The sequence below is a fragment of the Niabella sp. CPT15-335-S11 genome (genome assembly GCF_058792415.1).
This window is the reverse complement of sequence record NZ_JBYTEI010000002.1, coordinates 625,641-639,479: the sequence shown is the minus strand read 5'-3', so window position 1 is coordinate 639,479 and position 13,839 is coordinate 625,641. Positions and strand designations below refer to the sequence as shown.

The following is a 13,839-nucleotide window of genomic DNA, read 5'->3' as shown; positions in this document are numbered from 1 at the left end:
TAGAACGGTCTGGTCATCGTGATGATGCAGATCAAACAAACAACCAATGAAGGAAAATAGCACAAATACTCAGGAAAGTCAATCTGCAGCCGTTCAGGGCGCAGAAGACCGGCAAACAGTTAAGCAACTCTCGAATGTGAGGAAAAAAGTTTTATTCATCGACAGAGACGGCACGCTGATCTATGAGGCGCCGCCTACCTTTCAACTGGATAGCCTGGACAAGATCACTTTTTACCCTGGGATGTTTACCTGGCTTGGTAAGATAGCCAGGGATTTGAATTTTGAGCTTGTGATGGTGACCAACCAGGATGGACTAGGAACCGCATCCTATCCGGAAGAAACTTTCTGGCCGTTTCAGGATCTGGTAATGCGCAACCTGGAAGCCGAAGGAATCTATTTTAGCGAGGTGCTTATTGACCGTACCTTCCCGGAAGAAATGGCGCCTACCCGGAAACCGGGAACAGCCATGCTGAAACATTATATGAACAATCCCGATTACGATATGGAAGGATCCTTCGTGATCGGCGATCGCGTGACCGACCTGCAACTGGCACGCAACCTGGGATGCAGGGCAATCTGGATCGCCGGTAATGAAGAACTGGGTGCGGAGGAGATTACGGATACAATGGCGGAGCTTGAATCAACCGTTGCTTTGAAAACAAACAACTGGCAGGACATATATGCTTATCTCCAGCTGGGCGAACGGGTGGTGGAACACGTTAGGAACACCAACGAGACCCGCATCAGGATCCGACTCAACCTCGATGGAACTGGAAAATCTGTTATTCATACCGGTATAGGTTTTTTTGATCATATGTTGCATCAGTTGGGAAGACATAGTGGTGTGGATCTGGAAGTTGATGTAGAAGGAGACCTGCACATAGATGAACATCATTCGATTGAAGACACGGGTATTGCGCTTGGAGAAGCTTTTGCGCGGGCCCTTGGAAATAAAGTGGGTATGGAGCGTTACGGATTTCTGTTACCGATGGACGATAGCCTTGCGCAAGTGGCCATTGATTTCGGAGGTCGCCCCTGGCTGGTTTGGGATGCCACATTCAAGCGTGAAAAAATCGGTGAGATGCCGACTGAAATGTTCTATCACTTTTTTAAATCTTTCAGTGACGGTGCACGCTGCAACCTGAACATCAGGGCCACAGGCGAGAACGAACACCACAAGATCGAGGCTATTTTTAAGGGATTTGCCAAGTCGGTCAGAGCGGCCATCCGCCGGACTCCGGGTGATTTTTCCTTACCCAGTACCAAAGGAACCCTTTAGGCCGGATATTTGTTAAAAGCGATTAACAGGAAGACATGAGCATTATCATTATCAAATATAACGCCGGTAACATACAATCTGTTAAGTTTGCCCTGGAGCGTATAGGCGTTCAGGCAAAGGTGTCAGATAACCTGGAGGAAATTTCCGGGGCCGACAAGATTATTTTTCCCGGAGTTGGCGAGGCAAGCTCAGCTATGAAGTATCTGAAAGAGCGGGGACTGGATGAAGTTATCAGGAATGCTAAACAGCCGCTATTGGGTATTTGTCTGGGCCTTCAGTTGCTTTGCCGGCACAGCGAGGAGAACGATACGGATTGTCTGGGTGTGTTTGACGCCGGTGTGAAGCGTTTCGAAAGTGACACGCTCAAGATCCCGCATATGGGGTGGAACAATGTGGATTTCAGGGAAAACCGGCTCTTCAAAGGAGTTACTGAGAACGCCTGGTTTTACTTTGTGCACAGTTATTACGCGACGCTTAGCCCGCAGACCATTGCAACTACGCGTTATGCGCAGACCTTTAGCAGTGCGATGAACAGAGATAATTTTTATGGGGTACAATTTCACCCCGAAAAAAGTGCAGGTGCAGGTGAACAGATATTAAAAAATTTTTTATCGTTATGATGGAGATTATACCGGCAATTGATATCATTGATGGCAAAGCTGTGAGGCTGAGCAAAGGTGACTATGCCTCCAAGAAAATATATAACGAGCATCCGCTTGAAGTAGCGCTGCAGTTCCAGGATGCGGGTTTAAGGAGACTGCATCTGGTGGATCTTGACGGCGCCAGGGAAGGGCATGTGAGGAACTGGAAAGTGCTTGAAGCTATTGCCGGCAAAACGGGGCTGGCGATTGATTTCAGTGGGGGGATCAGCCGCGAAGAGGATGTGGAGGCCGTTTTTTCATCAGGTGCGGCATATGCGGCAGTGGGCAGCGTGGCTGTGAAGAAACCGATGGTTTTCCAGGAATGGCTGACCCGCTTCGGCGTGGAGAAATTTATTTTGGGAGCGGATGTGCTGAACGAAAAGATTATGGTAAAAGGCTGGGCTGAGGCGACCGAGATCAATGTCTTCAACATTCTGAAACACTACCGGACCAAAGGTCTGAAACAGTTTTTTTGTACTGATATCAGCAAAGATGGCCTGTTGCAGGGGAGCAGCAGCGAGTTGTACAAGAAGATCATCCGGGAAGTGGACGGCATTGAATTGATCGCGAGTGGTGGAGTGAGCAGTATGGCGGATCTGGAGGAACTTCAACGTATCGGGTGCACCGGGGCCATTATTGGTAAAGCGATTTATGAAGGAAGAATCAGGCTGCAGGAGCTAAGCGCTTTTCATGCGGGGGTTTGATCAGACGCTGTTGTCACTCATTTGCAACAGAATTGCCTTGATCGCATTTCTATGAAATTTTAAACTGAAAATATTGTTAGCTAAGCGAATTATTCCCTGCCTGGATATTAAGGACGGGCAGACAGTTAAAGGGACGAATTTTGTGAATCTCCGTCATGCGGGTGATCCGGTAGAACTGGCTATGCGCTATTGTGAAGAAGGGGCGGATGAGTTGGTTTTTCTGGATATTACAGCAACGGTGGATAAACGGAAGACGCTTGCAGAACTGGTGAGAAAGATCGCCACGCACATCAATATCCCGTTTACGGTCGGCGGCGGGATCAATACAGTGGAGGATGTTTCCGTGTTACTGGAGAATGGAGCGGATAAGATCTCAGTCAATACATCAGCAGTAAAGAATCCGCAATTGATAGCTGACCTTTCCAGGAATTTTGGCAGTCAGTGTGTGGTGCTCGCAATAGACGCCAAGGATTTCGGAGGCGTTTGGAAGGTTGTGACTCACGGGGGAAGAACACCTACGGACAAGGTCGCAACGGAATGGGCAAAATTAGGGGAATCGCTTGGAGCGGGGGAAATTCTGCTGACTTCTATGAATCACGACGGAACGAAGAGCGGGTTTGCCACCGAAATAACCAGGACCATCAGTTCCATGTTATCAATCCCGGTCATTGCATCGGGTGGCGCAGGGACGATGGAACATTTTGAAGAAATATTTACAGAAGGGAAAGCCGATGCTGCCCTCGCAGCCAGTATTTTTCATTTTCGGGAGATTGAAATTGGGGCTTTGAAAAAATTCCTGGCGGACAGACAAATCAGTGTAAGACTATAAACAAGGGGTATAACCCATTTATTTTAAAACATATATATGAATCCGGATTTTTCTAAATATGCCGATGGGCTGATGCCAGCAATCATCCAGGATGCGGAGACGCTTCAGGTGCTGATGCTGGGCTTTATGAACGCGGAGGCCCTGGAAAAAACCCAGCAAGAGGGCAAGGTTACTTTTTTTAGCAGAAGCAGGCAGCAGCTATGGACGAAAGGGGAGACTTCGGGCAATTTTTTGAATCTCCGCGAAATACTGTTGGATTGCGATCAGGATACGTTGCTGATTCGTGTTGATCCGGTTGGACCTACCTGTCACCTGGGTGACAGAAGTTGCTTTGGACCGGCCAATGACCTGTTTTCCCTCCAGGAGCTCGAAGCGGTGATCCGCGACAGAAAGGAGCATCCTACGGATAAATCATATACCGCATCGCTTTTTGCAAAGGGGATCAATAAGATTGCTCAAAAAGTGGGAGAGGAGGCTGTTGAGCTGGTCATCGAAAGTAAGGATGAGAATAATGAACTTTTTCTTGGAGAGGCCGCCGATCTCATGTTTCATTACCTCGTTTTGCTGCAGGCAAAAGGATTTACGCTCCGGGATGTCAACGCGGTGTTGACCGCTAGACATAAGAAATAGAAGTTTGTTGGCCGCTAGACATAAGAAATAGAAGTTTGTTGGCCGCTAGACATAAGAAATAGAAGTTTGTTGGCCGCGGACAATACTGAATAACTGAAACTGCTTCTATTATTCGCATAGTTTGGCCGGAAAGTCATCGGGTGTTATTCTTTGTAACAAGTCAATAAGTGCCGATTTTTCCAATAGGCCGGACTTCTGTGATTACCATTGGATGACACTTCTTTTGGACAGCCCCCTAATAAATAAACAAAGAGATTTTTTTGATCGGTTCGTTTTACAGGGTTTATATAGCCATAAGTTGCGGGTTTTAATAGTAGCAAATTTTTTTGTAAGCACCTCTAATAATTGCCGTATCTGGTAACTAGTGAGTGATATTATCTTTTCAATCAGCGGAATACAAGAACTTCAATAATCTCTAATTATCGTTTCTTTTCACAATCAGGTACCAGTCAATATCGAGTGGCAGGTAGCCATATTCATAACAAAATGAATAGGTATTTCCTTTTTTGTTCTGGTATTGGTGTGTCAGGTATTTGAAGCTGAAACCCGCTTGTAACAGTCTTTCCCGGTTGACTTTGATCATTCCGCCTTCTGGAATCAGGTTCTGAAGGATGTAACGGTTTTTGCGAAGGACATTATTTATATTTCTTACCAGCTGATTGTTCTCGCCTTTTTGCTGGTTATTGAACTGGTTGCGACAATAATCATCGCAGAATTTTTTATCTGACCGGCCTTTGACAGTCTTGCCACAGGCCAGGCAGGTTTTAGGTTCCGGGCTGTTCATATATGCATACAATAGTTACAAGGGGTAAGATAATACTATTTATCCATTTACAAACGCTTATATACATTTAGATTCGTAAGTAAACCCTTATTAACCGGCTTTCGCATAAAGGGGACCCCATCTTTGTCCTGTCAATCCGATGCTGGCAGGATTGAGTGAAATAAAAAATCTTAATCGTTCCGCGAGGAACACAAAACAAAAAGTTATGTACGCACTTAGAAACAAAGTTCAGTTGATTGGTAATTTGGGTAATGCCCCTGAGATCAGAACGACAGAAAATGGAAAGAAAATGGCACGTTTTAGTATCGCCACAAATGAAAGTTACAAGAATGCAAATGGTGAAAGGGTTACGGAGACCCATTGGCACAACTTAGTTGCCTGGGGTCGGTTAGCGGACATCGCGGACCGTTTTCTGGAAAAAGGCCGGGAAGTAGCAGTCGAGGGTAAGCTGGTGACCCGCAGTTATGAAGATAAGAGCGGGGTCAAAAAGTATTTCACGGAGATCCAGGTAAACGAGTTGCTTTTATTAGGTAGTGGTCGCCAGGGTGACATGGATTAAAGGTATGGCTGTATGAAAAAAGCTGCTTCTTTGAGGCGGCTTTTTTTAATGGATTGATAATTCCAGAAGAATTTTCACTAAATTTGCAACCCCGATGCTGGTTGGGTTTGATTTGTGGATCAGAAAGAGAAGAAGAAATCGTTCAACTAAGGCTTATAGGCCTTTTGAGGTGATTTATACTGAGGATTTGGGAGACAGGAAGTCGGCGAGGGAAAGAGAGAAGTTTCTTAAATCGGGATCAGGCAAAGAGTTCTTAAAAAGATTGAAATAATTGATTCACCACACCTTCATGGTATGGTGGAGCGATAGGCCCGGGTGGCGAAATTGGTAGACGCACTGTCTTCAGGTGGCAGCGCCGCGAGGTGTGCTGGTTCGAATCCAGTCCCGGGCACAAAGCCCTTCCAACTAAGTTGGAGGGGCTTTTTTGTTTTGGAGCAACAAAAGCGAAGCTTTTAAGTTGCGGAAAAACAAAAAAGACTCAACACCGAAGGTGTTGAAGGGGTTTGGGTAAGCCCTCCCTTCCTGGATCATGCAATAATCCGTTTCGGGCCAAGCTGTTTTGAAGCAACAAAAGCGAAGCTTTTAGCCCTGAATGTACGATCACCTGCCGCTGCCGTTTAGAACCTGGTTTGTCAAAGCCCATAAAACTCAGCAAAAATTAAAAATTTGTTACCCTATTGTACCAAATAGTTTTTGGGCAACCGTAAGTTATGGAATTACAGTTTCTGCGCGGAAGCCGACAACCCCGACTACCACATAGCGTAAAAGTTTTTCAAGTGTAGTTTGTACAGGAGTTTCAGTAACGGGCGAAATGCCAGTTAGGATAACGCCGATTTAACAAAGCAAACCATGGTCCGCCAAGTAACCTGGAGCGGTTACCGGCAGGCGTAACGAAAGGCCTTGTATGTCGTACGGAATAAGGTGGAACAGATTACATAAATACCCCGGTTGGAGGGGTTTAAGTGAAAAAGGGAAATTTAAAAAATCAACGATAATCCCATTTTTGGCAATTAAGAGTTGTCGGATAAATTGCACCATTGCAAATGGTTTAGCAGGGCAATAACGAAAAAGAATGAGATACGAAGTCTACACTACTCTTCGAGCCACGGATGATTTTAGCATTGTTGATTTTATCAGCGAAGGTAAAAATGGTCAAATACCTAAGAGGATTGTTTTTACGGCAACAGAAAGAGAAGGAGTCTATAATTTAGCATTTGGCGATATTGATAATAATTGAGAAATAGACGACTATTGCAACAGCAAAAATGGAGATAGAAACAAAATATTAGCAACAGTGGTTAGTGTGATTAAAGCTTATACAGAAAGATTCCCTGAAAGGTTTTTTTTTCAGAGGAAGCGCTACAGAGCGAACCCGGCTCTACCGGATGGCAATTGGGCTTAACCTGGAAGAGTTGTCTGTGGAATTTAATATTTATTCATATGTAAATGAGGAAATTATGCCATTTTCAAGAGATACTGAGGTGACCGCTTTTTTAATTAAGAGAAAAAATGTATAATTTTGTACTATGAAAAAAGTCATGAAATATAAAGGCGCTTTCTCTAAGCAGCAGATGACTTTTACTGTTGATGAAAAGCTCAACAAGTTAAAGGGGAAAGTACTTGCGCCAAAGAAGTTGGCAGATGCAAACAAACTTTTGCGTAAGATAAAATCTCCATTACCTCAGTAAAGCAAACCGTTTTAATATAAATACCCCCCCTAAATGGAGGCTTCTTCGCTGATGGGAATGCTTACTGCAATTAAACCATATCATAGAAGTAGCTCGTGTAATTGGATTTGTCAAATAGGTCAGGACTATTTCAAATAATTGCTCTGGGGAGTTATTAGGTGTTTTGATGGATATGAATCTACGCGAAACATACTCTCATCTCAAGAATCCCTTTTATTCATCGTCGGGGGTCTGCTTGTACGTGTTTCCTCAACATAAATATCCTGGTAATCGATGATGCCGCTGGTTGGTGTCAAAGTATTCAGCTCATGATACAGTTCCTGCCCGTTCTTATTGACAGCACTCAGATACAAGGCTGTTTTTTGAGCGCGTTCTATTAGATTCCCTGCCACTGTAATTGAATAGTTCCCGGATTGGTCAGAAACGGCTGATCCAAATTCTTGTATCCAGTTGCTTTTTTCATCGGAAAAAAGAATGGTGGTATCGGGTACCGGCCGCATCTTTTTATTCATGACTGTCCCGGTGAGCCGCCATGCGTTTAAGGGCAAAGGTTCTGTCTTGGCTGAGGCTTGTTTAATCTCTCTGTCGAACCCCGGAAACATGGATGCGTTGTAATTATTCCTGGACATCAAGTTTGTCACCCTGGGAGAGTCTTCACCGTGCTTCGCTGCCATTCGTGCAGCCTCAAGGCTGATTACCTCATTTTTGATTTCCTGCAGCTGCTTTTCATTTTTCAATTCCTCCACGCGCTGCCGATCCAGTTGAACAATGCTTTCTGCAGCCTGGTCAATCGCCCGGTTATCAGTGTTGTTGTCATTTATTTGCATATTACTAATTTAACTTACATCAAAAATCTTATTCCTCCACCCGCTGCCGATCCAGTTGAACAATGCTTTCCGCAGCCTGGTCAATCGCCCGGTTATCAGTGTTGTTGTCAGGTATTTGCATATTTTTAAATTTGATTGGGATCAAAAATTCATTCCTGCTGGTACGGCAAACCTGGCCCCCGCCGTCGCGGTCTGGTCTTTGCAAGGCTGGTTGAGTAAAACGATATTGCTGTTTACCGCCCGCAGGTTGCCAAGAACAAGGATGCAATGAGTGCTTTGGTTTCCTGTTGCCGTATTCATCAATCCATAGGAAAGCAATGAATACTGTGTAAGCGTGAATCCTTCCAGGAAACGATTGTCGTTTGAGCGAAGGGAAGCGCCAAAGAGGACCGTGTTGATCAAAACCATGTCAAACGTCTGGTTGCCCGCGGCTGTGGATATAAATCCCGCACATTCCGATTGATTGCTGTTAAAAGAAATATCATCCAGCGATGCGATCAATTGAGAACTGAGACCAATGTTCGCTGTGGGCGCACGCATATCCAACGTCGTTTGATTATCATTGAACATGACCTTTCCGCTCGGAAGATATTGTAATGCCTGCAGGATGGCCTGATAAGCCGGGTTGCTGGCTAGTTTGGTCATATTCGCCGGGTTGGTATTGGCCATGTTCAGGAAATGCTGAGCAAGAAGATCTTTGGAAATGCCAATATCAAGAATGAAAACCGTTGAGGCCGCGACCGACAAAGGATTGGTGTGGTCTGTGGCTAATGATGTAAACTGGTTATCGACTACCGACACAGGACCCATGGCCGTGAGTAAAAGAGCATGCCCCAATGGCTGCTCTACTATATTATCATACACACTCACAGCCGGTACTCCATCAAATGAAGGCAGGCTTGCTTTCAATAGTTTGTTCAGATCGGTAGTTTTGAAGGCCATCTTCACGACAATTCCTCCACGAGCGCCGGCTTTTACCAGGTCATTGGCGGTGGTGACTGACATTCCATTTCTGATAACAGTATTACCGGAAATAATCATCTTTTCGCCATGCAGCACAAACACGCCGCAAATAGCATCGCCTTGTTTTCTTCCGTTATCTTCGATCCTGTTTTCCTGGATGCGCCCGTTATCGCATTCACTCAGTATAACGCCGCCAAAGGCCCAGTCGTTCAGCAAGTTCCGGGGAATCTCCACAGGTAATTGGGAAGCACAATATTTAATGATATTCTTATAAACGGTCAGATCCTCGACATGGATGAACTGCTGGACGCTGGGGACTAGCAGCGTACTGATACCGCTTAATCCCATTTGTGAGATCCTGTTTCCATCGATCTTGATGTCATAAAGCGCCGAGTAGAAAATTTTTGTATCTTTATACTTTAGATTGTAATCGCCGTCAGATTCGGGTAAATGTCCCAGCGTGATACCATTTCCTTTGCCACCAATGATCTCGTTTTCCAGGATCCACACTTTTTCGGAAGTTCCGCCAATCTGAATGCCGCCATCGGCAAGATATGATTTCAAATAGCGCCCCTGCGGATAATACAATGTTACATAGCGGATCAATACATAGATCTGGTACTTAAATAAATTGCCACTTTGGAGTGATTTTTTATCCCGACAAGGATTGAAGGGATCGCCGGGGTCATTCGGATCACGCGGATCATCCGGATCATCACCCTTTTGGTCTGGGATAACAACAATACGGTTCCGTTCTATCAGCACATCGTCAGCCAGACAGAAAATGGCTGGCTTGCCTTCAGGCCTGTCCAGCATCCCGATCTCATTATGGGAAATATCAATGAGGTTAGCGCCGCCATAGTCTTCACTGGTGTGAATGTGGATTGCCTGAATGCCCGCGATCATGCGGTTTTCATTAATGGTAATTCTTTCTGAATCCATTTTGCTTTCCCTGCTGTCTTCCACCTGGATGCAGGTACCATCAATAGCTGCCAGGGTAAGCTGATCTATTTGTATGCGCTGGGAGTTCTGTATCAGGAAAATGGGCTGATCATATAAGTCCGGGTTAGGACGCACGATGGTTTGATCTCCACATCCGGAGATGCGTATCTGCCGCCTGTTTTTGATTACCACGTTGGCTTCATGTTCTCCGGCCAGTACACAGATCTTCCCTCCATAAGCAGGCAAATTATCCACCGCATCCTGGATGCTACTAAAATCGCCTTTACTTCTGATGCCATCGCCAACCGTATACGTACAACAACATCCCTGTTCCGTCAGCGGATTGAATTTTTTTCGGCAATCGCTCATGATCTCGCCCTGCACCTGACCTCCAATAGCCTGCCAGCGGATGACCGCTAATGGCGCATAGAAACGCCTGATACCGTGCGGTGGAATTCCTTTTTCCAATTCCCAGGGAACAACCCGGTCGGGAGTTTCGGGGCGCGCGGCAATTACCCAATAATCGCCCGCGATAAATTCAGCCCCGGTAAAGCTCACCTGCAATCCCGTGTTGCCCAGTGTGATTTTAGCGCCTGAAGTAAATGGAATTTGTTCCGGCGAATTGAGATCGTTGCCCCGGTTCCAGACCCTCGCATAAAAATAATCAGGGGGTGTTTGATTTACCAGATCATTTTTGTCCGACCTGTTCTTCCAATCCGCACCAAAACCTGCCGGGAGGGCATTCACCAGCGTGAAATCTCCAGTATCGGGATTGTATGACGCATTAACTTTGGTCAGGTATCCATTGATCTCAGCAACCTTCTCGCCATTAGGTAACACAGCCGACCAGGGGAGTATCTCAATAACCTGGTTAGACAGCGGCCAGTGATACTGGTCTTTTGGTTCGGTGAGCATGTGCACCTTCTTACCATCAGCCGAAACCGTTATTCGATACAGAGGTGCGGCATCGTCAAATCCCCAGGTAAAATGTGACGCGTCGGTTAACTGCACGCGAATAGCCTGGTTTTCAGCACCGAGATAACCACCCGCTGCCGTTGGCGTGCAAAGATCTTCGGGCAACCCGGTGTCAGCAAAAGAAACCGTCAGCTTCGCGTCTGTGATTCGTTCAAACTCCTGGTTGATCTGCCCTGAATGACCAGCACTCCATTTGCTGACCAGTTGTTTCCAGGCCTCTGCGCAATCGCAGTAGTCCAGACCGGAAGCCAGGTGGATTCGCTGCATCGCGCGGATGCGTGTGGTCGTATCCGGTCCCCCAAGAGCTACTTCAAACAGAGATGAATCTTCAACCGCACTCACGGGCTGCAGCCAGGTTTCCAGGTATACGAGGTCAAAGCGATCGCTATTCAGACCGGCCGGCGTGGGATCCAGGATGGCCGGCTGTTGCAGCCAGTCGTTTTGTAACCGGTAAGTTTCATCCTCTTCTAATTCAAACCGCCAGCCACCTAGATAAATAGTTCCGGCTTTAATGAGGAAGTTGATCCTGCCAGCATCAATAAGGCTGCCGACCGTAGGGATCACCTGGATCTTAAAGCCGTTATCCGGACTACCATAGGGGCCGATGATATCGACGCGTGACCGCCGCCGGTCCTCATTTTCAATCTTTTCATTTTCGTTCCAGTCGTCATCGGTCAATACGCGACCCTGCTGCATCCGGACACTTGCAAAATGTTTTTGAGGATTAAAGTTAATCCTTGATATATCGAAGCTTCCCATATGAAAGGTTTAAGTTCTGTTTATGAAAATGGGGATTAATCCAAATGGCATGTATTCATCGATCTTAGCGCGAAGTCCATCAAACCTGATCGGGTTCAGCAGTCCGCTGAACACACCCATCTCTGATCCGTTTTCAGCACCTCTGGCAATAGCCGAAGGAGCTGTGTCGCTCAGTTGTGCATAACCGGGATCGCCAAAGCGTCTTGAAGTAAACCAGTGATTGGCATCGTGTTCAAAAAGGAAGGATTCATAAGGTCGCGGCAGTTTACTGATTGAAGGCGCAGCGCTAAACCTGAAACATCCTTCCTGGGTATTTTTGACCATGCCAGCGCCGGTTAGTATCACTTCAGAGGCGTAAAGTTCATGTACAGATATCCCGCCAAATACCGTTGTTCTTTCTATATCTATCTTTCCCTGACGGACATCAATGGCTTTGATGGCGGGGTTTACAGACTGTACTATAGTATCCGACATAAAAACCTGTTCAACCGTTCCCGCGTTATCCAGCACAATAGGTCCGGTTATGCTCGATTCAATACAGAGCGTTTCTACAAAGCCCTGGATCTTCAGCGTTACTGGAAGAATAGTTTCACCTTTTGCATTGTTACTTCCACCAGGATCTATTGTGCAGTTCCGGAAGGTTACGCGTTCAAAATTTCCTTTCAGGATGATGGCTACACTTGTATTGCCTGCACTTCCGATCCAGCAACCATCGAGGGTTAGCGTTGCATTTTTGTTTGTGCCGGTATTCAGGATCCAGTCGTTTTGCAGCCTTATATATGGTCGTTGCTGATTGCCTGCATACAAGGTCATGTTTTTGATGCTAAGTTTATCAGAAACTGGCCCATAAGTTTTATTATCGCTGATCTGTACAATGCCATCATTCAGCAGATCTGAAGAGGCAATGGCACCGCCCCCGGATTTTGTCTGATCAGGGGTCAGGGATCCGGGACAGGGTCGCGTATAGGTTCCGGCACCGATGTTCCCCGAAAATCCGTAGTGATAACTACAATAAACAGTAAGTGTGGGATCGGTTGCTGATGTGAAACGAAACCGTCCATGCTCGGGGTCTATGACCAGGGTCTTGTTAGTATTGGCCGACCAGTTCAACAGGTTACCCGCGACACTGTCCTCAACGCTGACGAATGTATTCGAGGGCGGACCAAACCCAACAATTACTGAGCTCTCTTCCAGAGGGTTCGTAGACGCGGTGGCTGCATCTGGCAAAAGTACCTGTTTCCCGCAATCAGGAATCAGTGATAAACTAACTAGTCGGTGATAATTTCCAGGGTTTAATATTTCAACCTTGTTTGCAAAGGTGTTTAGTATCGTCAACAGGCTGGGTTCGTTCTTAAATCGTAAACCAGATAGTTGTTTTAGTTCGTCCGCCGCGCCAGAGCTAAGTCCGTTTGCAACTAATTCGCCGATGATCGCACCATTGATGCTATATTCCGCGTGAGCGAGTAATCGGCAGGGGATCGGAGCAGGTAATTCCCATTCAAGTGCACTATGCCATCTGTCCCAGTCATCCGATCGCAAACGCTGGCTAAACAGCGGTATACCACGCCCCGAAGGATCGAAAGTAAAATCCTGATTATCTCCCAGCGAAAACGGCGTAACATGATCTATCTTGAAGGCTTTAAGCCGATAGAGATAGAAGGCGAGTTTGGAAATGGCGTAACGGCCATCAAGTCCATGGTGTTTCCTGGTATCCGGTGTGTGAAAATATTCTTCAAAAGGACCATTGGCGAGTTCACTGATCCTCGGATTCCGAAGATCAGCACTTCCTCCAGGCAATGTGCCGGAAAACCGGCCTGCCAGCGCCCCCGGAAAGGGGTCAAGCCCGTGACGTGACCGCACCAGCTTTTGAAACTGCTCTACCATCTTCCCTTCCCAGCCGCTAATATCACTGATCAGTTCCTCTAATATTCTCGGCGTACCTTTTCTGCGACGGTAGTAGATTGTTTTGGCAACGTCCACTCTTCTGCCGCGTTTGTTCAAAGCCGACAACAAGCGTGTGGCTACCAGATCGCCGATATAAGGCACCGCCCATTCGTTACACCATTCGATAAATACATCGTCCCACAACTGGTCCTGACTCCTGCGCAGAATAGCTGCCTGCCTGGCCATCACCTGCACCATGGCCCTCAGCACACCCGGGTTTTCGGCTAAGCCATCTTCGTGACGATAGATAGCAGGGACCATCTCCCAGAGCTTCTCCGCATAATAAATTTCAAAACGATCTTCAGCCATAATCTA

11 protein-coding genes, 1 tRNA gene and 1 pseudogene are annotated in these 13,839 nt (G+C 46.4%); 9 read left to right on the top strand and 4 right to left on the bottom strand.

Translation table 11 applies throughout. The annotated features are described in order from the left end of the window. Positions 1–46: 46 nt before the first annotated feature. The 5 genes from hisB (at position 47) to hisIE (ending at position 4,083) form a co-directional block, all read left to right on the top strand. Complete coding sequence (gene hisB, locus AC3WS5_RS09240; RefSeq protein WP_492467015.1) at positions 47–1,279, top strand: bifunctional histidinol-phosphatase/imidazoleglycerol-phosphate dehydratase HisB; 1,233 nt, start codon at positions 47–49, stop codon at positions 1,277–1,279. Between the two features lie 35 nt (positions 1,280–1,314). Next, entirely contained in the window at positions 1,315–1,899 is a 585-nt protein-coding gene (gene hisH / locus AC3WS5_RS09235) for an imidazole glycerol phosphate synthase subunit HisH (protein ID WP_492467014.1), read from the top strand. After that, on the top strand, positions 1,896–2,624 hold the full coding sequence (gene hisA / locus AC3WS5_RS09230) for a 1-(5-phosphoribosyl)-5-[(5-phosphoribosylamino)methylideneamino]imidazole-4-carboxamide isomerase (protein ID WP_492467013.1): 729 nt from the start codon (positions 1,896–1,898) through the stop codon (positions 2,622–2,624). The genes hisH and hisA overlap by 4 nt, the downstream gene beginning before the upstream one ends. 73 nt (positions 2,625–2,697) lie before the next feature. After that, complete coding sequence (gene hisF / locus AC3WS5_RS09225) at positions 2,698–3,453, top strand: imidazole glycerol phosphate synthase subunit HisF (RefSeq protein ID WP_492467012.1); 756 nt, start codon at positions 2,698–2,700, stop codon at positions 3,451–3,453. Between the two features lie 36 nt (positions 3,454–3,489). Next, complete coding sequence (hisIE, locus tag AC3WS5_RS09220) at positions 3,490–4,083, top strand: bifunctional phosphoribosyl-AMP cyclohydrolase/phosphoribosyl-ATP diphosphatase HisIE (protein ID WP_492467011.1); 594 nt, start codon at positions 3,490–3,492, stop codon at positions 4,081–4,083. Positions 4,084–4,498: 415 nt separating this feature from the next. On the opposite strand, the gene AC3WS5_RS09215 is transcribed toward hisIE, so the two are convergent. Beyond that, positions 4,499–4,867: a hypothetical protein gene (locus AC3WS5_RS09215; protein ID WP_492467010.1), complete on the bottom strand. Its 369-nt coding sequence runs from the start codon at positions 4,865–4,867 to the stop codon at positions 4,499–4,501. A gap of 205 nt (positions 4,868–5,072) precedes the next feature. Between AC3WS5_RS09215 and AC3WS5_RS09210 the strand changes: the two genes are divergently transcribed. The 4 genes and pseudogenes from AC3WS5_RS09210 (at position 5,073) to AC3WS5_RS09195 (ending at position 7,114) form a co-directional block, all read left to right on the top strand. Next, positions 5,073–5,426 (top strand): single-stranded DNA-binding protein, encoded by a 354-nt coding sequence (locus AC3WS5_RS09210; RefSeq protein WP_492467009.1) that lies wholly within the window; start codon positions 5,073–5,075, stop codon positions 5,424–5,426. A 309-nt stretch (positions 5,427–5,735) separates the two neighbouring features. Next, positions 5,736–5,817 (top strand) — tRNA-Leu (locus AC3WS5_RS09205). Positions 5,818–6,498: 681 nt separating this feature from the next. Next, positions 6,499–6,943 (top strand): annotated as a pseudogene (locus AC3WS5_RS09200) (DUF6934 family protein). A gap of 9 nt (positions 6,944–6,952) precedes the next feature. Next, on the top strand, positions 6,953–7,114 hold the full coding sequence (locus tag AC3WS5_RS09195) for a hypothetical protein (RefSeq protein WP_492467008.1): 162 nt from the start codon (positions 6,953–6,955) through the stop codon (positions 7,112–7,114). A gap of 200 nt (positions 7,115–7,314) precedes the next feature. Here AC3WS5_RS09195 and AC3WS5_RS09190 read toward each other — a convergent pair whose 3' ends face one another. From AC3WS5_RS09190 to AC3WS5_RS09180, 3 genes are all read right to left on the bottom strand, one after another. After that, a complete protein-coding gene (locus AC3WS5_RS09190) occupies positions 7,315–7,941 on the bottom strand; it encodes a hypothetical protein (protein ID WP_492467007.1) in 627 nt (208 codons plus the stop codon). A 141-nt stretch (positions 7,942–8,082) separates the two neighbouring features. Further along, positions 8,083–11,580, bottom strand: coding sequence for a DUF6519 domain-containing protein (locus AC3WS5_RS09185; RefSeq protein ID WP_492467006.1), 3,498 nt, complete (start codon positions 11,578–11,580; stop codon positions 8,083–8,085). Positions 11,581–11,589: 9 nt separating this feature from the next. Next, the gene (locus AC3WS5_RS09180; protein WP_492467005.1) at positions 11,590–13,833 is read right to left on the bottom strand and encodes a hypothetical protein; all 2,244 of its coding nucleotides are present in this window, start codon (positions 13,831–13,833) and stop codon (positions 11,590–11,592) included. Between the last annotated feature and the right edge of the window lie 6 nt (positions 13,834–13,839).

What these genes read in the sequence shown, in the direction of transcription:
- hisA (WP_492467013.1), top strand. Translation starts at nt 1,896, where the DNA reads ATGATGGAGATTATACCGGCAATTGATATCATTGATGGCAAAGCTGTG.
- AC3WS5_RS09180 (WP_492467005.1), bottom strand. Translation starts at nt 13,833, where the DNA reads ATGGCTGAAGATCGTTTTGAAATTTATTATGCGGAGAAGCTCTGGGAG.
- hisIE (WP_492467011.1), top strand. Translation starts at nt 3,490, where the DNA reads ATGAATCCGGATTTTTCTAAATATGCCGATGGGCTGATGCCAGCAATC.
- AC3WS5_RS09190 (WP_492467007.1), bottom strand. Translation starts at nt 7,941, where the DNA reads ATGCAAATAAATGACAACAACACTGATAACCGGGCGATTGACCAGGCT.
- AC3WS5_RS09210 (WP_492467009.1), top strand. Translation starts at nt 5,073, where the DNA reads ATGTACGCACTTAGAAACAAAGTTCAGTTGATTGGTAATTTGGGTAAT.
- AC3WS5_RS09185 (WP_492467006.1), bottom strand. Translation starts at nt 11,580, where the DNA reads ATGGGAAGCTTCGATATATCAAGGATTAACTTTAATCCTCAAAAACAT.
- AC3WS5_RS09215 (WP_492467010.1), bottom strand. Translation starts at nt 4,867, where the DNA reads ATGAACAGCCCGGAACCTAAAACCTGCCTGGCCTGTGGCAAGACTGTC.
- hisH (WP_492467014.1), top strand. Translation starts at nt 1,315, where the DNA reads ATGAGCATTATCATTATCAAATATAACGCCGGTAACATACAATCTGTT.
- AC3WS5_RS09195 (WP_492467008.1), top strand. Translation starts at nt 6,953, where the DNA reads ATGAAAAAAGTCATGAAATATAAAGGCGCTTTCTCTAAGCAGCAGATG.
- hisB (WP_492467015.1), top strand. Translation starts at nt 47, where the DNA reads ATGAAGGAAAATAGCACAAATACTCAGGAAAGTCAATCTGCAGCCGTT.